General features: G+C 65.5%; 23 protein-coding genes. 12 read left to right on the top strand and 11 right to left on the bottom strand.

The window, feature by feature from the left end; all coding sequences use genetic code 11:
• The first annotated feature begins 10 nt into the window (after positions 1–10).
• Positions 11–2,764, top strand: a complete 2,754-nt coding sequence (gene metH / locus H7A86_RS08080; protein ID WP_180708079.1) for a methionine synthase — start codon at positions 11–13, stop codon at positions 2,762–2,764.
• Positions 2,765–2,895: 131 nt separating this feature from the next.
• On the opposite strand, the gene H7A86_RS08075 is transcribed toward metH, so the two are convergent.
• Genes H7A86_RS08075 through fucP form a run of 3 tightly spaced genes read right to left on the bottom strand, consistent with a single transcriptional unit; the run spans position 2,896 to position 6,304 of the window.
• On the bottom strand, positions 2,896–4,101 hold the full coding sequence (locus H7A86_RS08075; RefSeq protein ID WP_119132265.1) for an AGE family epimerase/isomerase: 1,206 nt from the start codon (positions 4,099–4,101) through the stop codon (positions 2,896–2,898).
• Entirely contained in the window at positions 4,098–5,084 is a 987-nt protein-coding gene (locus tag H7A86_RS08070) for a carbohydrate kinase family protein (RefSeq protein WP_180708078.1), read from the bottom strand. Before H7A86_RS08070 ends, H7A86_RS08075 begins: the two co-directional genes overlap by 4 nt.
• Positions 5,081–6,304 (bottom strand): L-fucose:H+ symporter permease, encoded by a 1,224-nt coding sequence (fucP, locus tag H7A86_RS08065; protein WP_425509681.1) that lies wholly within the window; start codon positions 6,302–6,304, stop codon positions 5,081–5,083. The genes H7A86_RS08070 and fucP overlap by 4 nt, the downstream gene beginning before the upstream one ends.
• Here fucP and H7A86_RS21135 point away from each other — a divergent pair.
• Entirely contained in the window at positions 6,294–6,416 is a 123-nt protein-coding gene (locus H7A86_RS21135) for a hypothetical protein (protein ID WP_255438075.1), read from the top strand. The genes fucP and H7A86_RS21135 overlap by 11 nt on opposite strands.
• On the opposite strand, the gene H7A86_RS08060 is transcribed toward H7A86_RS21135, so the two are convergent.
• Both H7A86_RS08060 and H7A86_RS08055 read right to left on the bottom strand, forming a co-directional pair.
• Complete coding sequence (locus H7A86_RS08060; protein ID WP_180708138.1) at positions 6,405–7,577, bottom strand: LacI family DNA-binding transcriptional regulator; 1,173 nt, start codon at positions 7,575–7,577, stop codon at positions 6,405–6,407. The two genes, H7A86_RS21135 and H7A86_RS08060, sit on opposite strands and share 12 nt — an antisense overlap.
• Before the next feature lie 105 nt (positions 7,578–7,682).
• A complete protein-coding gene (locus H7A86_RS08055) occupies positions 7,683–8,528 on the bottom strand; it encodes a transporter (RefSeq protein ID WP_119132267.1) in 846 nt (281 codons plus the stop codon).
• An 81-nt stretch (positions 8,529–8,609) separates the two neighbouring features.
• On the opposite strand from H7A86_RS08055, the gene H7A86_RS20975 reads away from it, so the two are divergent.
• Positions 8,610–8,753, top strand: coding sequence for a hypothetical protein (locus H7A86_RS20975; RefSeq protein WP_232099292.1), 144 nt, complete (start codon positions 8,610–8,612; stop codon positions 8,751–8,753).
• Between the two features lie 11 nt (positions 8,754–8,764).
• On the opposite strand, the gene H7A86_RS08050 is transcribed toward H7A86_RS20975, so the two are convergent.
• The 5 genes from H7A86_RS08050 to H7A86_RS08030 form a co-directional block, all read right to left on the bottom strand.
• A complete protein-coding gene (locus tag H7A86_RS08050) occupies positions 8,765–9,502 on the bottom strand; it encodes a DUF2058 domain-containing protein (protein WP_338063648.1) in 738 nt (245 codons plus the stop codon).
• A gap of 18 nt (positions 9,503–9,520) precedes the next feature.
• Positions 9,521–9,757, bottom strand: a complete 237-nt coding sequence (locus tag H7A86_RS08045) for a SlyX family protein (protein ID WP_024939344.1) — start codon at positions 9,755–9,757, stop codon at positions 9,521–9,523.
• Positions 9,750–11,099 carry a UDP-glucose dehydrogenase family protein gene (locus tag H7A86_RS08040; protein ID WP_104582757.1) on the bottom strand — a complete coding sequence of 450 codons (1,350 nt, stop codon included), beginning with the start codon at positions 11,097–11,099 and terminating at the stop codon, positions 9,750–9,752. The genes H7A86_RS08045 and H7A86_RS08040 overlap by 8 nt, the downstream gene beginning before the upstream one ends.
• 24 nt (positions 11,100–11,123) lie before the next feature.
• Positions 11,124–12,095, bottom strand: coding sequence for an FKBP-type peptidyl-prolyl cis-trans isomerase (locus H7A86_RS08035; RefSeq protein ID WP_180708077.1), 972 nt, complete (start codon positions 12,093–12,095; stop codon positions 11,124–11,126).
• Positions 12,096–12,185: 90 nt separating this feature from the next.
• Entirely contained in the window at positions 12,186–12,743 is a 558-nt protein-coding gene (locus H7A86_RS08030; protein WP_104648406.1) for a glutathione peroxidase, read from the bottom strand.
• A gap of 135 nt (positions 12,744–12,878) precedes the next feature.
• On the opposite strand from H7A86_RS08030, the gene H7A86_RS08025 reads away from it, so the two are divergent.
• The 7 genes from H7A86_RS08025 (at position 12,879) to H7A86_RS07995 (ending at position 17,374) form a co-directional block, all read left to right on the top strand.
• Positions 12,879–13,127 carry a hypothetical protein gene (locus H7A86_RS08025; protein WP_104582755.1) on the top strand — a complete coding sequence of 83 codons (249 nt, stop codon included), beginning with the start codon at positions 12,879–12,881 and terminating at the stop codon, positions 13,125–13,127.
• 2 nt (positions 13,128–13,129) lie between these two features.
• On the top strand, positions 13,130–13,492 hold the full coding sequence (locus tag H7A86_RS08020) for a GntR family transcriptional regulator (RefSeq protein WP_003483692.1): 363 nt from the start codon (positions 13,130–13,132) through the stop codon (positions 13,490–13,492).
• The gene (locus H7A86_RS08015) at positions 13,489–14,364 is read left to right on the top strand and encodes an ABC transporter ATP-binding protein (RefSeq protein WP_119132269.1); all 876 of its coding nucleotides are present in this window, start codon (positions 13,489–13,491) and stop codon (positions 14,362–14,364) included. Before H7A86_RS08020 ends, H7A86_RS08015 begins: the two co-directional genes overlap by 4 nt.
• Positions 14,361–15,347, top strand: coding sequence for an ABC transporter permease (locus H7A86_RS08010; protein WP_104648405.1), 987 nt, complete (start codon positions 14,361–14,363; stop codon positions 15,345–15,347). The genes H7A86_RS08015 and H7A86_RS08010 overlap by 4 nt, the downstream gene beginning before the upstream one ends.
• Positions 15,348–15,357: 10 nt before the next feature.
• Positions 15,358–16,182, top strand: a complete 825-nt coding sequence (locus tag H7A86_RS08005; RefSeq protein ID WP_119132270.1) for a DUF4097 family beta strand repeat-containing protein — start codon at positions 15,358–15,360, stop codon at positions 16,180–16,182.
• Between the two features lie 34 nt (positions 16,183–16,216).
• The gene (locus H7A86_RS08000; protein ID WP_104648403.1) at positions 16,217–16,747 is read left to right on the top strand and encodes a DUF2884 family protein; all 531 of its coding nucleotides are present in this window, start codon (positions 16,217–16,219) and stop codon (positions 16,745–16,747) included.
• A gap of 204 nt (positions 16,748–16,951) precedes the next feature.
• Positions 16,952–17,374 (top strand): hypothetical protein, encoded by a 423-nt coding sequence (locus tag H7A86_RS07995; protein ID WP_180708137.1) that lies wholly within the window; start codon positions 16,952–16,954, stop codon positions 17,372–17,374.
• Between the two features lie 119 nt (positions 17,375–17,493).
• Here the strand turns inward: H7A86_RS07995 and H7A86_RS07990 are convergent, their stop codons facing one another.
• Positions 17,494–18,900, bottom strand: a complete 1,407-nt coding sequence (locus H7A86_RS07990) for a class II fumarate hydratase (RefSeq protein WP_119132272.1) — start codon at positions 18,898–18,900, stop codon at positions 17,494–17,496.
• A 289-nt stretch (positions 18,901–19,189) separates the two neighbouring features.
• Here H7A86_RS07990 and H7A86_RS07985 point away from each other — a divergent pair, with 289 nt between their 5' ends.
• Both H7A86_RS07985 and purB read left to right on the top strand, forming a co-directional pair.
• Positions 19,190–20,512: a hemolysin family protein gene (locus tag H7A86_RS07985; protein WP_119132273.1), complete on the top strand. Its 1,323-nt coding sequence runs from the start codon at positions 19,190–19,192 to the stop codon at positions 20,510–20,512.
• Positions 20,513–20,548: 36 nt separating this feature from the next.
• A complete protein-coding gene (purB, locus tag H7A86_RS07980) occupies positions 20,549–21,916 on the top strand; it encodes an adenylosuccinate lyase (RefSeq protein WP_119132274.1) in 1,368 nt (455 codons plus the stop codon).
• The last annotated feature ends 74 nt before the right edge of the window (positions 21,917–21,990 follow it).

Here is a 21,990-nt window from a genome sequence, read left to right as displayed (position 1 = left end):
AGAGCCTCGCATGAGCACTCCCCGCTACACCCGCCTGTCCGGCCTGGAACCGCTGGTCATCACGCCGGACCTGTTGTTCGTCAACGTGGGCGAGCGCACCAACGTCACCGGCAGCGCGCAGTTCCGCAAGCTGATCAAGGAGGAGCGCTACGAAGAGGCGGTGGAAGTGGCGCGCCAGCAGGTCGCCAACGGCGCGCAGATCCTCGACGTCAACATGGACGAGGGCCTGATCGATTCGGAAAAGGCGATGACGCGCTTTCTCAACCTGATCATGTCCGAACCGGACATCGCGCGCATTCCGGTGATGGTGGATTCGTCCAAGTGGAGCGTGATCGAAGCCGGCCTGAAATGCCTGCAAGGCAAGAGCGTGGTCAATTCGATCTCGCTCAAGGAGGGCGAAGCGCAGTTCATCGAACAGGCACGCAAGGTGCTGCGCTACGGCGCCGCCGCGGTGGTGATGGCCTTCGATGAAGTGGGCCAGGCCGACACCTGCGCGCGCAAGGTCGAGATCTGCACGCGCGCCTACAAGGTGCTGACCGAACAGGTGGGCTTCCCGCCGGAAGACATCATCTTCGACCCGAACATCTTTGCCGTGGCCACCGGCATCGAGGAGCACGACAACTACGCGGTGGACTTCATCGAAGCCACCCGCCAGATCAAGCGCACATTGCCGCATTGCCATATTTCCGGCGGCGTTTCCAACGTGTCGTTCTCGTTCCGCGGCAACGAGATGGTGCGCCAGGCGATCCACTCGGTGTTCCTGTTCCATGCGATCAAGGCCGGCATGGACATGGGCATCGTCAACGCCGGCGGCATGCCGATCTACGACGAACTGGACCCGGAACTGCGCGAACGCGTGGAGGATGTGATCCTCAACCGGCGCAAGGACGGCACCGAGCGGCTGCTGGACATCGCCGAACGCTACAAGGGCAGCAAGGGCGCGGCGAAAGTCGAGGACCTGGCCTGGCGCGAGAAGCCGGTGCGCGCACGGCTGGCGCATGCGCTGGTGCATGGCATCGACGCATTCGTGGAAACCGATACCGAGCAAGCGCGCCAGCAATCCACCCGTCCGCTGGATGTGATCGAAGGGCCGCTGATGGACGGCATGAACGTGGTCGGCGACCTGTTCGGTGCCGGCAAGATGTTCCTGCCGCAGGTGGTCAAGTCCGCGCGCGTGATGAAGAAGGCGGTGGCGTATCTGCTGCCGTTCATCGAAGCGGAAAAACTGCGTACCGGCGATGTGGGCAAGTCCAACGGCAAGATCATCATGGCCACCGTCAAGGGCGATGTACATGACATCGGCAAGAACATCGTCGGCGTGGTGTTGGCCTGCAACAACTTCGATGTGGTGGACCTGGGCGTGATGGTGTCGGCGCAGGTGATCCTGGACCGGGCGCGTGCGGAGAATGCCGACCTGATCGGCCTGTCCGGCCTGATCACGCCGTCGCTGGAAGAGATGTCGCATGTCGCGCGCGAGATGCAGCGACAAGGTTTCGAGATTCCGCTGTTGATCGGTGGCGCCACCACCTCGCGCGCGCACACCGCATTGAAGATCGACCCGCATTACACCGCCCCCACCGTGTGGGTGAAGGACGCTTCGCGTGCGGTGGGCGTTGCGCAATCGCTGATCTCGCGTGACCTGCGCCAGGCCTTTGTCGCCGCCAACGATGCCGATTACGCGGAGATCCGCGCGCGCCATCGCAATCGCGGCGACGCCAAGCGCCTGGTGCCGCTGGAAAAGGCACGCGCACAGCGTTTCGATGGCGACTGGGACAGCTACACACCGCCCGCCCCGCGCCAGCCCGGCCTGCACGTGTTCGACGATTACCCGCTGCAGGAGTTGATCGAGCTGATCGACTGGACCCCGTTCTTCCAGGCCTGGGAACTGGCGGGCAAGTTTCCGGCGATCCTCAGCGACGCGGTGGTCGGCAGCCAGGCCAGCGAGTTGTACCGCGACGCACGCAAGATGCTGCGCACCATCGTCGCGGAAAAATGGCTGACCGCCAAGGCCGTGTTCGGGCTATGGCCGGCCAATGCCGTGGGTGACGATGTCGTTGTGCTGACCGATCCTGCGGAATCGGGAATCGGGAATCGGGAATCGCAAGGCGATCCTTCGGCGCCGGACCATTCCCGATTCTCCATTCCCCATACCCTGCACTTCTTACGCCAGCAGGTCGACAAACCCATCGACCGCCCCGACTTCTGCCTGGCCGATTTCATCGCGCCCAAGAGCAGCGGCAAGCAGGACTGGATCGGCGCGTTTGCGGTCACCACCGGCATCGGGATCGACCCGCATGTGGCACGGTTTGAAGCCGCGCACGACGACTACAACGCGATCCTGCTCAAGGCCCTGGCCGACCGCCTGGCCGAGGCGTTGGCCGAGCGCCTGCATCAACGCGTGCGTACCGAGTTCTGGGGCTATGTGGACGACGAGACGCTGGATAACGAGGCGCTGATCGCCGAACGCTATCGCGGCATTCGCCCGGCACCGGGGTATCCCGCCTGCCCCGAGCATAGCGAAAAGCGCACCCTGTTCGACCTGCTCGATGCCGAGCGCCACACCTCGATCACGCTGACCGAAAGTTTCGCGATGCTGCCTACCGCAGCGGTTTCCGGCTATTACTTCAGCCACCCCAGGAGCCAGTACTTCGTGGTCGGGCGCCTGGGCAAGGAACAGGTGGCCGACTACGCCAGGCGCAAGGGCATCACCTTGGCAGTGGCCGAGCGCTGGCTGGCATCGAACCTGGATTACGACCCGGAATAAGGGCCGCCGCAAACCCCGTAGGAGCGCACCCGGGCGCGACAGGGCGTTACCAGTAATGCCCTGTCGCGCCCGGGTGCGCTCCTACGGTGGGGCCGCCGACCTTCGACGGCGGCGCTTTGATCACATCAACATCAGGTAGCCGGCCGCAACACGTTCAAGACCTCGTAACACGCGCCCATGGTGTGGTAATCGGTCTTGCCGGCGGGGCTTTTTTCATCGCTGTACTTGCGGTTGTCCGCATCCAGGATGCGATACCACGCGCCATAGCGGTGGTCGACCATGTGTTCCCAGGAATACGCCCACAGCTTGTCGTACCACTGCCAGTAGCGCTCCTGGCCGCTGCGCTGGGCCAGCAACGCCGCCGCCGCCAGCGATTCGGCCTGCACCCAGAAGTACTTGTCGTCGTCGCAGACCTGGCCGTCCGGGTCGAAACCGTAATACAGCCCGCCACGCCGCGCATCCCAGGAGCGCTCCACCGCCACATCGAACAGATGCTGCGCGGTCGGCAGCAACCAGTCGCTCGGCGCGTAGCGATCCAGCAGCATCAGCAGCTTGGCCCATTCGGTCTGATGGCCGGGCTGGAACCCCCAGGGGCGGAACAGGTGCTTGGGATTGTCGCGGTTGTAGTCCCAGTCGATGTTCCACTGCGGATCGTAGTGTTCCCACACCAGGCCGTCGGCCTTGGCCGCCTGACGCCGGGTCATGGTGTCGGCCAGCGACAAGGCGCGGTCCAGATAACGCTGCTCGCCACTGGCTTCGTACGCGGCGATCATCGCCTCGCACATGTGCATGTTGGCGTTCTGGCCGCGGTAGCTGGTGAAGTTGAATTGCGCATCGGCTTCATCACGGTACAGGCCGAATTCCGGCTCCCAGAAATGTGTTTCCAGCAGCTGCCAGGTTTCGTCCATCCATGCCCGCGCCTCTTCGATGCCGGCCTTCAGGCCGCACGAATACGCCAGCAGCACGAACGCCACGCCGTAGCAGTGATTCATGTCGTCTTCGACCACGCCATCGCGCAGGGTCCAGGCATAGCCACCGGTGGCCGGATTGCGGTGCACGTTGCGCAGGTAATCCAGGCCGTGATGCACCGCCTGCAGGTATTGCGCATCGCCGAATTCGCGATACGCCATCGCATAGTTGAAGACAAAGCGCGTACTGCTGACCAGATGTCGGTGCCCGGCATCGTAGATCGCGCCATCGTCGCGGAAATACTGGAAAAACCCACCCGCCGGGTCGATCGCGCGCGGGTGGTAGAACGCCATGGTGTCGGCGATATGCTGACGCAGCACATCGGCCGAACGGAAATCGGGTGCGGGGGTCGCAGGCAAACGGCTCATGGTTGTTCCTGGATCAGGGAATGGACTTCATCGACGCTCGGCATCGCCGCAAACGCGCCCTTGCGCGTCACCGCCAGCGCACCGACCGCCGCGGCAAAGCGGATCACCGCGGTCATCGCAACCGCATCGCCACACAGCTGCTCCAGCGTGGACACGCGCGCAGCCAGCTGAAACAGCAGGCCGCCGACGAATGCATCGCCCGCTGCCGTGCTGTCACGCACCTGCACGTCGAAGGCCGGCACCTGGCCGGAATCGGTGCGTGTCTGCCAATGCACCGGCCCGCCGCCGTCGGTGACCAGCAGCCAGCTGGCCTGGCCCTGCCAGAGCTTGCGGGTGACCGCGCTGGCATCGCCATCGAGCGTGCCGGCCAGGTAATCGAGTTCCTCGCGCGAGAGCTTGACCACGTCGGCCAGTGCCAACGCCTCCCACAGCAACGCGGCCGGGTCCACATCCTGCGGCCACAACATCGGGCGCAGGTTGAGATCCAGGCTGACGATGGCGCCATCGGCATGAGCGCGGCGCATGCCGTCCAGCGTGCACTGCGCGATCGCAGGTTCGGTCATGCTGTTGGAGCACACATGCAGCACGGCGGCCTGCGTGAAGGCGTCCGCGGCGAAATGCTCGGGGCGGAACAACAGGTCCGCCGCAGGCGGACGATAGAAACTGAAACTGCGCTCGCCGGCTTCATCCAGGGCCACGAAGGCCAGCGCGGTCTTGGCTTGATCAGTGCGCACGATGCCATCGGTGGCGACGCCGGCCTGCTGCAGACTCTGCAGCAAGAAGTCGCCGAACATGTCGCGTCCCAGCATGCCGACAAAATGCGCCGCGCCACCCAGCCGCGCCACCGCAACCGCGACATTGGCCGGCGCACCACCGGCGTATTGCGCAAACGTACGTGCCTCGTCGGGGCCGGCGGATGGCAATGCCAGCATGTCGATCAAGGCCTCGCCGAAACAGACCACCCGGTTCTTGACCGCACTCATGCGTGCGCCTCCGCCAGTGCGCCACGCAGACGCGAGCCCCAGATGCCATAGAACACGATGTACAGGTAGCACACCAGCGGCAGCACGAACGACTCGTGCAAGCCGATGCTGTCGGCCAGCAGACCTTGCAGATACGGCACGATGGCGCCGCCGACAATGGCCATGATCAACAGGCTCGACGCGCGACCGGTCAGCGGACCAAGCCGCTCGATGCCCAGCGTAAAGATGGTCGGGAACATGATCGAATTGAACAGGCCGATCGCCACCAGCGCATACACCGCCAGCATGCCGCCACTGGCCATGGTCAGCACCAGCAGCAGCGCGTTGATCCCGGCAAACACCGACAACAGCACGCGCGGCGACAACTTGGCCAGCAGCGCCGAGCCGATGAAGCGGCCGATCATTGCCAGCGTCCAGTAGGCCGACACGTAGTGGGTCGCCTCGCGCTCGGTGAACCCGCCGATCTGCGGCAACGAGAAATAGTTGACCATCAGGCTGCCGATCGCCACTTCCGCGCCGACATAGAAGAAGATCGCCAGCACACCGAAGCGCACATGCGGATGCGCCAGGGCGTCCAGCAGCGAATGCCTGCTTTCGTCCTTCTGCGCGCCCGCGTCGGTCAATGCCGGCAGACGGAACAGGAACACGAAGATCGCCAGCAGGAACAGCACGATGCCCAGACCGATGTACGGCCCCTGCACGGCCTGCGCCTCCTGTACGCGATAGGCCAGCTGCTCGGCCTCGGGCAGCACCTTGAGCTGGTCGCCGCTCATCACGGTGTTGGACAGGATCAGCCAGCCACCGAACAGCGGTGCGATCGCAGTCCCCAGCGAATTGAGCGCCTGCGCCAGCGTCAACCGGCTGGAGGCACTGCGCTCCGGACCCAGCAGCGCAACATACGGGTTGGCGGCCACCTGCAGGATGGTGATGCCGGTGGCCAGCACGAACAGCGCGCCGAGAAATGCGCCATAGACGCGCAGTTCCGCCGCAGGCCAGAAGCCCAACGCACCGACCGCGGCAACCGCCAGCCCGGCCACGATACCCTGCTTGTAGCCAAGCCTGGCCACCAGCCAGCCAGCCGGCAACGACATCAGGAAGTACGCGCCGAAGAAGGTGAACTGCACCAGCATCGCCTGCGCGAAGTTGAGTTCGAACACCGCCTTCAGATGCGGAATCAGGATGTCGTTGAGGCAGGTGAGAAAGCCCCACATGAAGAAGATCGTGGTGACGACCGACAACGCAACGCCGTTGTTGACGGGCGCCTTGTTGCCACTTGGCACTGTGGATTGCGTGGAAAGGGAAACCATAGGAATTGCCTGGTCAGCGGCCTGAGGCCTTGGTGGGGGAATGTGCGGGGGAATCGCTGGGGGAGTGAAGCGAAACGATGGAACTCGACGCGCTGACGCTGCTGGCGCGGATCTTCAATTCGACCGCGGCGGTCAGGCGTTGCGATGCAAGGTCGGGACTGCCGATACGCTGCAGCACCAGCTGCGCCGCCTGGCGGCCGCGCGCGCGCGGATCGGCGGCCAGGGTGGTCAGCGCGGGGGTAAACAATGCAGCTTCGGCGATATCGTCGAAGCCGGTCACCGCGAAGTCACGCCCCGGCACGATGCCGTGCATCGCCAGCGCGGCCATCAGGCCCAAGGCGACACTGTCGTTGTAGCAGACCGCCGCGGTTGCGCGATCGTGTTCGGCACGATCCAGCATGCGACCGGCGCATAGCGCAGCCTCCTGCCGGTTCGGTGCGGATTCGACATAGTGCGCGGGCAGGCCGGCATCGGCCATCGCGCGCGCATAACCGGCACGGCGTTGCCTGCAGGAACTGGATTCGGCATGCCCGCCGAAGAACACGATGCGCCGATGGCCTTGCGCAATCAGATGCGTGCAGGCAAGCAACGCGCCCTGCTCGTTGTCCAGCGCCAGCAGATCCCAGCCCGCGCCCTCCACTTCGCGGTTGAACAACACCACGTTGTGTTGACGCCCAAGCACCTGGGTCAAGGCCTGCGCCTGGCTGCCTTCGGCCGGCGACAGGATGATGCCGGCAGGCGTGTGCTCCATCAGCGAGGTCAGCACCGCCTGCTGGCGCTGCGTCGATTCGCCGGTGCTGCCGAGCAGGGTCACATAACCGGCTGCGCCCAGCGCCTCGTCCACGCCTGCGGCAAATTCGGCAAAGAACGGGTTGGACAGATCGTTGATGACCAGCGCGATACTGGATGACGTGCGGCGGCGCAGATTGGCGGCGGCACGGTTATAGACGTAGTGCTGCCGATCCAGCTCGGCCTCCACGCGCGCGCGCGTGGCCGCGTGCACCAGCGGGCTGCCGCGCAGCACCAACGACACCGTCGCACGCGACACGCCGATGGCGCCGGCGATATCGCGCAAGGTCACCGCACCGCGTCCGCCGCGACGGGCATCGCCGTCCTCCGCAGCGGAGGGAGTCGGTTTGGCACGCGTCACGCTGCCGACCTTGCAATGGAAGAAGTGCGCATGCATCTGGCGTCGATTGGATCGATCCAATTAGGCCTTTTCCGCGCACCCAATGCATGCGGCAGTGCAACATAGTCAGCAGCCGCGCCGATCCCGACTGCAATCGCCTCCTTACTGGAATGCGATCGACAGGCCGATCCCGCCCTGCCAGTCCAGGCTTTCGGAGGTCAGCCCGCGCAGCACCGAGACATCCAGTTGCATCGCATGCGGCAACTGCCAGGCACCACCGGCGCCGGCCACGCGCGAGTGCTCGCTACCGGTGTCGAAACCCGCTTCCACATAGCTGCTGAAATGCTCGCCGGAGAAGAACGTGTAGTTCGGCGAGAAAGTCCAGGTATGCCCCTCGCTGTCGCGTGCGTAGTTCACGTACAGCGCCAGGGCGCGCTGCTGCGCCAGATCCCAGGACGCGGTCACGCCCAGTTCGCGCGCATAGCCGTCGCTGAAGGCGGGGCTGCCGGTCGGCACGCTGTAGCTGCCGAGCGCGGCCCAGTGAAAGCTGTCCGACTGCGACGGCAATGCCACCTTCAGGCCGATATGGCTATCGCCCCCGCCACGCACACGCTCACCGCCACCGTGCTGCCAGTTGTAGCTGTCGCTACCCACCTGCAGCTCCACGTTCTGGAACAGCCCCAGGCGCAGTAGCGTATCGGCGGTGTACTGCGTGGTGCGTTGCCCGTCCCTGCGATCGGTACTCGCGTCCGGCAGGCCCTGCTCCCAGGCGAACGCGCCGGGCTGCAGCACTTCGGCAGCAAACGGAATACCGGGACGGTCGAACGCCGGTGCATCCTCCGCCTGTGCAGCGGCCTGCTGACTCACCACGCACAACCCAAGCATCACCGCGGCCGGCCCCAAGGCGCGCGTCGCCTGCAAACCCGAAGCGCCGCGCGCGGTGGATGTGGCCGATGCAACAACGCAGGCCTTCAACATTTTCGACAACATGGACATACACGGCACCATCGGCAGGGAATGAGCGGCAACGCAGCAGGCACCATGCCCGGAGGCGTCGACCGGTAAGGCCGCGATGGTGCCGCGCGCGCCGTGACCGGCCCGTATATCGCCCACGCCGCGTCTGCTGCATGGCTCGGCCGGACCGCGCGCAGTAACGATCAGGTGCGCACCACGCAAGGCAACGCACCAAACAACATGGGCACCCATCAGGTGCCCATGACCAACAACACCTAGCGCACGCAGGGTTACCAGACCAGGTCGTCGGGCACCTGATACTGGGGGTCGGCATACGGGTCTTCGCCTGCCGGCGCATTCGGATCCACCTTCAATGCCACCGATGGCGCGAACACCGCTTCGGCTTCTGCCAGTACCTCGGCGGTGACCAACAGATAGCGGCCGTTGAGCTGCAGCACACCCAGCTTGCCGGCGTTGAGCGCCTTGAGCTGATCGGCAGTCACGTAGATACGCTTGATCTTGCCGCCATACGGGAAATGCCGGGCGATGTCCGCATCGGCATGATTCAGCCCCTTGTCCTTGAGCAGCTCTTCGAGCTTGGCCTTGGCTTCGCGACGCAGGCGTGCTTCTTCCTGCTTCAGCCGCTCGGCTTCGATGCGCTCGTCCTTCTCGCGCTGCGCGCGGATCGCATAGGCCTTGGCCAGATCGATGTCTTCGCGCGTGCGTGCCGGCCTGGGTCCGCGACGCTCGGCAGTGGGCTGCTGCGGACGCGGCGATGCCGCCGGCTTGCCATCGTTACGACGCTCGGGCCGGCCATCGTGTTTGCGCTCGCCCCTGCCGTCGGTCGCCGCAGCGACATGCGGCCGCTGCGGCCCCCTGCCCTGGCCGCCCGGCTTGTTGCCGCCGGGCGCAGGCCTGCCACCGTTGCCATGTTGACGCGCGGCAGGCCGTGCGTCGGGTTTGCGTTCGGGCTTGGGCGCGGACTTGAAGCCCAACCCAAGCAACTGGTCACGTAAGGTATCGCTCATGGCGGTGGCAATCTGCAATCAATAGTGCGGAGGCGGCGGTTCATCCGCAGCGTCGGCAAACAACGTGGAGCGCACCTTGCCCAGATCCTCGAGCAGGTGGCGGATCAGCTCGGCGTTGCGGGCGCCCGTCAAACGGGCGTCCGCAAGTGCTTCACTCAGTTCGTTGAGCGCCTGCTCCTGAAAGGACAGGCGCGTTTCCAGTTCAACCAACCGCGCGTCCAGTTCCTGGTCGCGCGGCGAGAGTTGCTCATGCATGCAACGAACGGCCTCGTCCGATGGCGTAGTAGGCCAGACCTGCGGCTTCGATTTCCTGCGGGTCGTAAAGGTTGCGACCGTCGAACACGACGTCGTCCTTCAAGGCCTGCTTGATCTTGCCGAAATCCGGGCTGCGGAACTGCTTCCACTCGGTGACCACGACCAGGGCATCGGCGCCTTCCAACGCGGCAAATGCCTCGTCGCAGAAGGTCAGGTCGTCGCGCTCGCCGAAGATGCGCTTGGCTTCATGGGTCGCTTCCGGGTCGTAGGCACGCACGGTGGCACCGGCTTCCCACAACTGCTCCATCAAACGCCGGCTGGACGCGGCACGCATGTCGTCGGTATTGGGCTTGAATGCCAGGCCCCAGACCGCGAAGGTCTTGCCGGCAATGCTGCCGGTGCCTTCGGCGCCGTAATGACGCTGCACCAGTTCGAACAGGTGACCCTTCTGCGCATTGTTGACGCTTTCCACCGCGTTGAGCAGGGTCGGCTCCATGCCGTACTGCTCGGCGGTCTTGGCCAATGCCTGCACATCCTTCGGGAAGCACGAGCCGCCATAGCCGGCGCCGGGATAGATGAAGTGCCAGCCGATGCGCGGGTCCGACCCGATGCCGTTACGCACGTGCTCGACGTCCGCACCGACACGCTCGGCAATGTTGGCGATCTCGTTCATGAAACTGATCTTGGTCGCCAGCATCGCGTTGGCCGCGTACTTGGTCAGCTCGGCCGACCGTACGTCCATCTCCACGATGCGATCGCGGTTGCGGTTGAACGGCGCATACAGACGGCGCATGCGTGCAATGGCCGCCGGCTTCTTGGCACCAATGACGATGCGGTCCGGACGCATGCAGTCGGCCACGGCGTCGCCTTCCTTGAGGAACTCGGGGTTGGAGACCACGTCGAACTCATGGTCCAGGCCGCGTGCGTCCAGCTCTTCCTGGATCGCGACCCGCACCTTGTCGGCGGTGCCGACCGGCACGGTGGACTTGTTGACGACCACCGACGGGCCGTCGATATGCCGGCCGACGGTACGCGCAACCGCCAGCACGTACTGCAGGTCGGCACTGCCATCCTCGTCCGGGGGCGTGCCCACGGCGATGAAGGTGATTTCGCCGTGCGCAATCGCCTCGGCCGCATCGGTGGTGAAGCGCAACCGGCCAGAGGCGTGGTTGGCTTTCACCATCGGCTCCAGGCCGGGTTCATAGATGGGAATCACCCCACGATTGAGACCATCAACTTTCGCCTGGTCGATATCCACGCAGATAACGTGATGACCTACTTCCGCCAGACAGGTACCGGTGACAAGACCAACATAGCCGGTACCAAAGATCGCAACTCGCATGGGTGGGGGTACTCCTGTGGGGGATCAGGGAAGGATACCCATCAGTTCGACATCGAACGTCAACGTTGCGTCTGGTCCGATCGGCCCCCCCTGCGTGCCGTTCGGGCCATAGGCCAAGTTGGATGGAATCCAGAAACGATACTTCGAACCGACCGGCATCAAGGCGACGCCCTCGGTCCAACCTGCAATGACTTGATTCAGACCGAACTCGGCCGGCTGGCCGCGCTGGTAGGAGCTGTCGAAGACCTGCCCGTTGAGCAGCTTGCCTTCGTAGTTCACGCGCACCGTGTTGGTGGGCATCGGACGCTCGCCGCTGCCCTGGCGCAGCACCATGTACTGCAGCCCCGATGCGGTGGTGATCACGCCCTTTTCGGTCTTGTTCTTGGCCAGGAAGGCGTTGCCTTCCTCGCGGTTCTTGGCACCGACAGCGCCCTGCTTGGCAGAGGCGAATGCCTGCATGGTAGCCGCGGCTTCCTGCTGGGTCAGGCGCGTGGTGCCCTTGGCGAACACGGTGCGGACGGCTTCCATCAGGATCGACAGGTCGATCTCGTCCTTGATGCCGGCCAGCGAAGGACCGACTGCGCGATCGCCCAGCATCAGGCCGACATTTTCCTTGGACGGCGCGGCCGGCGCGCTGCCCGGGGCCATGCCCGGAACCTGCTGCCCGTTACGTGCCGCCAGCGCGGTGCGCAATGCGGTATCGGTGGCCTGGGTCTGCTCCTCGGACAACAGCGGCTTGCCGCCCTTGAATGCATTCTCGATGGCGCGTTGCAGTGCGCTCACATCGATGTCCTGGGCAATCGGCTCGAACGAACGTGCCACATCCATACCGATGGCGTAGCTGACGTTGTCGCGCGTGCTCTTCTCAGACGATGCATTCAAAACTGGCTTCTCCTTGGTGGCCGCTGCGGCCGGTTGCTGCGACATCGCCGGCATCGATGCCGACAGTGCCACCATCAGTAGCGACGCCGCCGCGCCGCGCTTTCCCATCTTCATTCGATGCACTTCCCGAAAGTGAAAAGACACGCCGACGCCGGCGCTGAATGCGCATTGTCGCATGTGCGCGTGGCGTTGCGAGCGCCGCGCTCAGCGCGACGGCGCGTTGAGCTCGCGTTCGATTGCCGCCAGCACGCTCGGATCATCCGGTTTGATCTTGCTGGGGAACTGCGCCACCACGCGTCCATCGCGACCAATCAGATACTTGTGGAAGTTCCAGCCCGGCGCCACGCCCGTGGCCTGCGTCAACCGCTGATACAGCGGCGTGGCCTGCGCGCCCAGCACATGCACCTTCTCAAACATCGGGAACTTGACGCCATAGGTCAGCGTGCAGAATTCCTGGATCTGCTTCTCAGATCCCGGTTCCTGCCCCTGGAAATCGTTGGACGGAAAGCCCAGCACCGAAAAACCGCGACTGCCGAAGCGCTGGTTCAGCGCCTCCAGCCCTTCGTACTGCGGGGTGTAGCCGCATTTGCTGGCGGTGTTGACCACCATCAGGACCTTGCCGCCGTAGGTACGGTTCAGGTTGATCGGCGCCTTGCCGGCCAGCGGCCGGTAGTCCAGATCCAGCACCGGCGCGCCTGCGGCCAGCGCCGCGGCGGAAAAAAAGCCAGCGAATACAACCACCAGCAGACGTTTGAGCAACATGGGCGATCCCTCTCGATAGGTCCGGGCCACCCGCGGGTGCGGGGTGCCATCAGTTGGGTATGACAGGCAGTTGACTGCCTGCGTGTCGGTGTTATAGTTGAATACAACACCAGTCATCCAACGCAGGGGGAAAGCATGAACAGCACACGCTTCACGCGACCAGCTCCATTGCTGCTGTTCGGCAGCGCCCTGTTCGTCATTGGTTGCCTGGGAGCCGCTTCCAGTCAGGTTACGGAGTCCGGCGCCGATTATGGCGTGTCGGAGGCGGTTACGGAAAACGCGACGACTCCCCCCGAAGCGCGCACCCGGCCCGGCCGGCACCTGCGCGCTTCGCTGTCGATGCCCTATTTCTCCTTCGCGCAGGTCCTGCGTCCACGGAGCTGACCATGAACGACATCCAATGGAGCGACGGCGCTCCCATCTACCGCCAACTCAAGGAACGGGTGATTGCCATGATGCTCGATGGAATCCTCAAGCCGGGCGACGCCCTGCCCTCGGTACGGCAGGTGGCGGCCGACTACCAACTCAACCCCATCACCGTCTCGCGTGCCTACCAGGAACTGGCCGACGAGAACCTGGTGGAGAAACGCCGCGGCCTGGGCATGTTTATGACCCCGGAGGCCGCGCAGAAATTGCGCGGCAGCGAACGCGAGCGTTTCCTGAATGAAGAATGGCCCGCGGTGCTGGAACGCATCCAGCGCCTGGGACTGTCCATCGACGATCTGTTGCCACAGGGAAAAACACCATGACCGCCGTCTCCTCCGACCATGTGGTCGACGCACGTGGCCTGCGCAAGGCCTACAAGCATCGGCTCGCGCTGGACAACACCAGCTTCACCATCGCTGCCGGGCGCATCGTCGGCCTGATCGGCCCCAACGGCGCCGGCAAGACCACCGCGCTCAAGGCGGTGCTGGGGCTGACCGATTTCGACGGCGAGCTGAGCGTGCTCGGCATGGATCCGCGCACCCAGCGCAACGCGCTGATGAACGAGGTCTGCTTCATTGCCGACGTGGCAGTGCTGCCACGCTGGCTGCGGGTTGGCGAGGCGATCGACTTCGTCGCCGGCGTGCATCCGCGCTTTGATCGCGCCAAGTGCGAACGTTTCCTGGCCAATACGCAGCTCAACCGCAAGTCGCGGGTGCGCGAACTGTCCAAGGGCATGATCGTGCAGCTGCACCTGGCGCTGGTGATGGCCATCGACGCGCGCATCCTGGTGCTGGACGAGCCCACGCTGGGCCTGGACATCCTGTATCGCAAGCAGTTCTACCAGCGCCTGCTGGAGGACTACTTCGACGAGCAGAAGACCATCATCGTCACCACCCACCAGGTCGAGGAAATCGAACACATCCTCACCGACGTGATGTTCATCCGCGACGGCCGCATCGTGCTGACCGCCGACATGGAGAACGTGGCCGAGCGTTACACCGAAGTATTGGTGGGTGCCGAACATCTCGACGCCGCCAGAGGCCTGACGCCGATCGACGAGCGCGGCCTGCCGTTCGGCAAGACCGTGATGCTGTTCGATGGCGTGCCCAAGGCGCAGCTCGCCCGTTTTGGCGAAATCCGCAATCCCGGCCTTGCCGACCTGTTCGTTGCGGTCATGAAGGGGACCTACGCATGAAGACACTCACCCACCAAGCTTCTCCCGCACGCACGTTCGGCTGGCTGCTCAAGCGCGAGTACTGGGAACACCGCGGCGGTTTCGTCTGGGCGCAGGTCATCACCGGCGGCATCGCGGTGTTCTTCGCGCTGCTGGGCGCGGTGATCGGCGCGATCAGCGCGCGTCGCAACATGATCGGCGACAGCATCACCATGGACGATCTGGCCGAGTACACGCGCACGCTGGGCCAGGTCGGCGACGGCCTGCTGCTGGGCGGCATCGGGATCGCCTCGGTGGTGCTGGCATTCGTGGTGTTCTTCTACTCGCTGGGCAGCCTGTACGACGACCGCCGCGACCGCAGCGTGCTGTTCTGGAAGTCGCTGCCGGTGTCCGATGTGCAGACGGTGCTGTCCAAGGCGGCATGGGCGCTGTTGCTGGCGCCGCTGATCGCCATCGTGATCGGCGTGCTGGTCGGCCTGGCACTGTGGCTGATCGCCATCGTGGGCGCCTCGATCGCCGGCGTCCCCAGCCCCTGGGCACTGGCAACCCATTCGCATCCCTTCTCGCTGCTGTGGCTGTTGCTGAAGACCGTGCCGATGAGCCTGCTGTGGGCGTTGCCGACCGTGGGCTGGCTGATGTTCTGCTCGGCCTGGGCCACCAGCAAGCCGTTCCTGTGGGCGGTGCTGTTCCCGCTACTGGCCTGCGTGATGTTGAGCATCCTCTCGGCGATGCCGGGTGTCTCGCTGCCGATCGGCTGGATCTGGTACATCGTCGGCTACCGCGGCCTGCTCAGCGCCCTGCCCGGCACCTGGTCGCCACGTGCGGTCAGCGGCAACCTCGACAGCAGCGCGATGCAGAACCCCAGCGACCTGGTGCAGTGGGCGCTGCAGCACACCGACAGCGCACTGGTCTACGGCAATCCGGACATCTGGATCGGCGCCGCCATCGGCGTGGTGCTGATCGCTGCCTCCATCTACCTGCGCCGTCGGCGCTCCGAAGCCTGAAGGACATCCCATGCGTCGTCTGCTGAGTCTGGCCATCCTGTGCGCAGTGCCCGGCGCTGCGTTTGCCGAGGAGCAATGCACGTTTTCCGAACCGCGCAGCCTGGAGTTGAAACTGAGCGGAGTGAAGTCGGTGCTGTTCGAGGTCGCCTCCAACGACCTGCATCTGGACGCCGCGCCAGGCAACGGCGGCCGTCTGAGCGGCCGCGCCTGTGCCGCCAGGGCCGACCTGCTCGAGGGCCTGACCGTCACCCAGAAGCGCGTCGGCGACAAGCTGGTGGTGACGCTGGCCGATGACCGCCCGTCGCGCATCTCCATCGGCGACAGCTACGCGTACCTGGACCTGCGTGGCAACGTGCCGGACTCGCTGCTGGTGCAGTTCGACGTGGGCTCCGGCGACGCCGAGATCAGCGGCGCGGCTGCAGTGAGTGCCGATGTCGGCTCCGGCGACATGGCCATCCACCGCACCAAGGGCCGGGTGACCGCCAAGGTCGGTTCCGGCGACATCGAACTGGAGGACATGGGGGCATTGCGCGTGCTGGCAGTCGGCTCCGGCGATCTCAAGGCGCGCCGGATTCGCGGCGCGGCCGAGGTCGGCAAGGTCGGCTCCGGCGACGTCAAGCTGCGCGGCGTTGCCGGCCACGTCAAGCTCGGCACGGTCGGCTCCGGCGATGTCGATATCGACGATGTGCAGGGCGATGTCGGCGTGGAAGCGGTCAACTCCGGCGCCCTGAGCGTGCACAAGGTGCGCGGCGACGTCAGCGTCGCGCGCAAGGGCAGCGGCGACATCGACGTCAGCGATGTTGCCGGCACCACCCGCGTACCGACCGACAACTGACCACTGCATTGACCATTACTGAGGGGGACTGCTGATGAAACTGTTGATTTGTGCGGTATTGGCGGGTGCGCTGCTGGTCGGTTGCGGCAAGTCCGAACCCACCGTCGTGGTATCGGGCAAGGCCAACGCGCGCGGGGTGAGCTTCAACGGCAAGAGCCTGACGCTCCACCGCGACGGTCTGCCTGCCGCCACCATCGGCGCGGATGGCGCGCTCAGCATCGCCGGCAAGCCGGTGAGCCTGAACGATGCGCAGCGCCAGGCGATGCGCACTTTCTATGTGCAGATCCAGGGCGTCGCCGAAAAAGGCATCGACATCGGCACGCAGGGCGCGGCCTTCGGTGCGCATGCCGCCGGCGAAGCACTCAAGGGCGTGCTCAGCGGCAACACCGACCAGATCGGCGACAAGATCCAGGCGCAGGCGGAAACCTTCAAACACAATACGATGCAGATCTGCGACCAGCTGGCCACGCTGCGCAACGCGCAGGACGCCGCCGCGCAACTGGTGCCGGCATTCGCGCCGTACTCGACCCTGACCCAGCACGACGTCGACGACTGCCGCAAGTAAGCGCGGCACCGACCGCCGCTGCGCCCCCATCGACGGGCGCAGCGGCGGACCGGAACCGGCTGGAGCGTCGTGTCGATTCCTGCGCGCACGCCAGGCACCCGATACCGGCCTGCGACATCTTGTCAGTGGCGCCATGTGCCGCCGGCACTGATCGGCTGCCGGAGCGGGATTACACTAATGCGCTCCCCAGACCCCAGCGACCCCATGAACAAGTTCGTGATGCTTTGCATGGCGCTCCTGCTATGCGCCCTGACCGCCTGTGGCGACCAGTCGTCGCGGCGCGCCGAACGCGGCAAGCCGCGCGTTGCCATCACCACCCAGTCGGTGATGATCCGCCGCCCACCGGCCGCCAATGCGGAAATCACTCCGGACGGCACGCTGAAGATCGACGATATCGCGCTGCCGCAGAAGGAACCGACGCGCGCCAAATTGCAGTTGCTGTTCGGGCACCTGCAGATGCTGCGCCAGCAGGCCGTCAACGAGGCCGGCGCAGATCCGGAGTATAGGTCGATCAAGCTGACCGCCACGCCGGAGATCCAGCAGCTCAGCGGCGAATTGCTGGACGAGATCCCGTCGCTGCAACCGTATCGCGAGAGCTTCGGCAACGTGCAGGCCGAGCGGCACTGAGTCGCTGGCGACGCCGCGGACTCGCGCAAGCCCGTGTAGGAGCGCACCTGGGCGCGACGGGGCTGTATCGACAACGCCCGTCGCGCCCAGGTGCGCTCCTACACACACGCTGTCAGTGATCAGCCACCGCCGCCACTGCTGCCGGCCTGGATGCCACCACGCGTCAGCGCGGCCGGGTCCAGCAAACGGCGCAGATCCGCCTCGGTGAGCCCGCTGTCTTCCAGCGCCACGTCCAGTACCGGGCGCTGTTCCTTGTAGGCACGCTTGGCGATCGCGGCGGCCTTTTCGTAGCCGATGATCGGATTGAGCGCGGTGACCAGGATCGGATTGCGGTCCAGCGCCTCGCGCACGCGCTCCTGGCGCACCTTCAAGCCGGCAATCGCGCTGTCGGCCAGCAGCCGCGACACATTGCCCAGCAGGTTGATCGAATCCAGCAGGTTGTAGGCGATCAGCGGCAGGGTCACGTTCAACTGGAAGTTGCCGGTCTGCCCGGCCACGGTAATCGCCGTATGGTGGCCGATGACCTGCGCGCAGGCCATCACGGTGGCTTCGGGAATCACCGGATTGACCTTGCCCGGCATGATCGAACTGCCCGGCTGCAACGCCGGCAGCTCGATCTCGCCCAGCCCGGCCAGGGGGCCGGCATTCATCCAGCGCAGATCGTTGGCGATCTTGATCAAGGCCACCGCCAGCGCATTGAGCTGGCCGGACAACTCCACCGCATCGTCCTGCGCGGCCAGGCCTTCGAACTTGTTGTCGGCACTCTCGAACTTGACCTTGCTCAAGCCCGACAAGGCCTTGGCCACCTTGCCGCCGAAACGCGGATCGGCATTGATGCCGGTGCCGATCGCGGTGCCGCCCAGCGGCAGCCGCCGCAGGCGCTTGAGCGAATCGTCGATGCGCTCCTGCGCCGAACTCAGCTGCGCCGACCATGCACCGAATTCCTGGCCGAAGGTCAGCGGCATCGCATCCATCAGATGCGTGCGCCCGGTCTTGACGACCTTGTCCAGTCCCTTGCCGCGCTTGTCGATGGTCTTGCGCAGATGCTTGAGCGCCGGTTGCAGGTGTTCCTGCACCGCAAGCAGCGCAGACACGCGGATCGCGGTGGGGACCACGTCGTTGGAACTCTGCCCGAGATTGACGTGATCGTTGGGATGCACCGCGTCCTTGCCGGCGCGCGTGGCCAGCGTGGCGATCACCTCGTTGGCATTCATGTTGGACGAGGTGCCCGAGCCGGTCTGATAGACATCGATCGGGAACTGCGCGTCATAGGTGCCGTCGGCCACCTGCAGCGCCGCGTCCTGCACGGCCTTGCCGATCGACTTGGGCAGCAACCCGAGCTCGGCGTTGACGCCGGCCGCGGCGGCCTTGATCAAGCCCAGCGCGCGGATGAAGCCGCGCGGCATCGGCTGGCCGGAGACCGGAAAATTCTGCACGGCACGCTGGGTCTGCGCGCCCCACAAGGCATCGGCGGGCACCTGCAATTGCCCCATGCTGTCGTGTTCGGTCCTGAAACGTTCGCTCATCTGCACTCTCCGCACATGGTTGGTCTGTGGTGATGGATGGCTGGCAGCGGGCGCACCCACGCTGGCGAGACTGCCTACGATACTCGCTCGCGGCGTTGCGACCGTGTCGTCGCAAGCCGTGGGCTAGACTGCCCATCGATCCATACGAGGTACCACGCTGCCATGGGCGACGACCCTGACTGTAGCAACGCATTGGTTGCGTCCTTGCTGCCCGCACACCGCCCGCCCCCTCACGCGCAACGGCGGACACGCCGCGTGACCGCCGCTGCACGGCACCGGGGCCGACGCCATGCTGGGTAATGTGCTGCTGTTGTTCGTCGCGTTGCTGCTGGTGCTGCTGAACGGCTTCTTCGTGGCCGCCGAGTTCGCGCTGGTCAAGCTGCGCCACACGCAGGCGGTGGGCCTGGCGCAAACCAACGGGTGGCGTGGGCGTCTGTTGCTCGGGGTGCATGCGCACCTGGATGCCTACCTGTCGGCCTGCCAGCTCGGCATCACCCTGGCATCGCTCGGCCTGGGCTGGGTCGGCGAGCCGGCGTTCGCGCATCTGCTGCAGCCGCTGTTCGACAGCGCCGGCCTGTCGCCGGAAGCGGCGCAGTTCACCGCGCTGGCGATCGCCTTCAGCCTGATTTCGTTCCTGCACATCGTGCTAGGCGAACTGGCGCCCAAGACCATGGCGATCCGCCGCCCGGAGCGGATGTCGCTATGGACCGCCGCGCCGCTCTACGTGTTCTATTGGCTGATGTATCCGGCGATCTGGGTGCTCAACACCAGCGCCAACCGCCTGCTGCGGGTACTGGGCTGGGGCGATGTGGAACATCAGTCGCATCGCTATTCGCGCGAGGAGCTGATGCTGATCGTCGGCCGCCAGGATCCGAACGCGGCCACGCCCGATCACGGGCTGGCCCTGATGAGCCACGCGCTGGAATTGCCCGACCTGGTCGCCGGCGACCTGATGCGCCCGCGCGAGCACATGCGCAGCCTGCGCGAGGGCATGGCGCTGGAATCGGTGCTGGCCGAGTTCAGCGAGTCGCGCTACAGCCGCTACCCCTGGTTCGACGCCGATGGCGAGCAGGTGCTGGGCATCCTGCATACCAAGGATCTGCTGGTGGCCATGGCGCGCAGCCAGGACCTGGACGATCTGCGTCCGTTGCTGCGCCCGCCGACCCTGCTGACCTTGGAAACCCCGATCCCCAGCGCGCTGGAGCAGTTCCGCACCGGCACCACCCATCTGGCGCTGTGCGTGGAAGACCAGGGCCGCATCCTGGGCTTTTTCACCCTGGAAGACCTGCTGGAGGTGGTGGTCGGCGAGATCGAGGACGAGCACCGCCACGTGGTGCGCGATGCCCCGATCCGCAGCCAGGACGGCTCGCTGCTGGTGGCCGGCAGCACCTCGATCTTCCGCCTGGAGCGCCTGCTCGGCCGGGACCTGAGCGCGCCGGACCACGTCAATTCGGTCGGCGGGCTGATCGTGCACCGGCTGCAGCGGCTGCCCGAAGAAGGCGAGACCCTGGAGCTGGACGGCCACGCACTGACGGTGCGGCGCATGGCCGGGCACCGGATCCAGGCGATAACGGTGCGGCCGATCGGCGAAGCCGGCGCCGGGGCGGCGTAGAATACGCACCCCCGCCAGCCTCCCAGTGCCCTGCCCATGTCGGATTCCGCCCTGCTCGCCCTGTCCCCGCTCGACGGCCGCTATGCTTCCAAAGTGGATGCGCTGCGCCCGATCTTCTCCGAATACGGCCTGATCAGGGCACGGGTCAAGGTCGAGATCGAATGGCTGCTGGCACTGGCCGCCGAGCCGGGCATCGCCGAGCTGGCGCCGTTCTCGGCCGCCGCCACCCAGACCCTGCGCCGCCTGGCCGACGACTTCAGCGTGAGCGACGCCGCACGCGTCAAGCAGATCGAGCGCACCACCAACCACGACGTCAAGGCGGTGGAGTACTTCATCAAGGAACAGCTCAAGGACGATGCCGAGCTGGGCCCGGCGCTGGAATTCGTGCATTTCGCCTGCACCAGCGAGGACATCAACAACCTCAGCTACGGCCTGATGCTGGAACAGGCACGCCGCGAGGTGCTGCTGCCGACGCTGGACGGCATCATCGCCACGCTGCGCACCCTCGCCCATGCCCAGGCCGGCCAGCCGATGCTCTCGCGCACGCATGGCCAGACCGCCTCGCCCACCACGCTGGGCAAGGAAATCGCCAACGTGGTCGCGCGCCTGGAGCGTCAGCGCAAGCAGATCGCCGCGGTCGAGCTGACCGGCAAGATCAACGGTGCGGTCGGCAACTACAACGCGCACCTGGTGTCGTACCCGGAGCTGGACTGGGCCGCGTTCGCGCAGCGCTTCGTCGAGAGCCTGGGCCTGGTGTTCAACCCCTACACCACCCAGATCGAGCCGCACGACAACGTGGCCGAGATCGGCGACGCCAGCCGTCGGGTCAACACCATCCTGATCGACCTGTCGCGCGACATCTGGGGCTACATCTCGCTGGGCTACTTCAAGCAGAAGCTCAAGGAGGGCGAAGTCGGCTCCTCGACCATGCCGCACAAGGTCAACCCGATCGACTTCGAAAATGCCGAAGGCAATTTCGGCATCGCCAACGCCTTGTTCGAGCATTTCTCGGCCAAGCTGCCGATCAGCCGCTGGCAGCGCGATCTCACCGACTCCACCGTCCTGCGTGCGCTCGGTACCGCATTCGGCCACACCCAGGTCGCGCTGGATTCGCTGGCCAAGGGCCTGGGCAAGCTGACCGTCAATCCGCAGCGCCTGGATGCGGACCTGGACGCGGCCTGGGAAGTGCTGGCCGAAGCCGTGCAGACGGTGATGCGTCGCCACGGCCTGCCCAACCCGTACGAACAGCTCAAGGCATTGACCCGCGGCCAGGGCATCACCGCCGCGTCCATGCAGGCGTTTGTGGAGAGCCTGCAGCTGCCGGAGCAGGACAAGCAGCGCCTGCGGGCGTTGGCGCCGGGCGCCTACACCGGCCTGGCCGAGCAGCTGGCGCGCGCGATCTGAGACCAGCGGCAGTCAACGACCGGCATCGCGAGGCTCCATCCAGCCGTCAGGAGGAGTGCCATGGCATTGCGCTC

Source organism: Xanthomonas euroxanthea, assembly GCF_903989455.1.
GTDB lineage: Bacteria > Pseudomonadota > Gammaproteobacteria > Xanthomonadales > Xanthomonadaceae > Xanthomonas > Xanthomonas euroxanthea.
The sequence above is the reverse complement of the archived record's forward strand: the minus strand, read 5'-3'. Positions and strand labels throughout refer to the sequence as shown.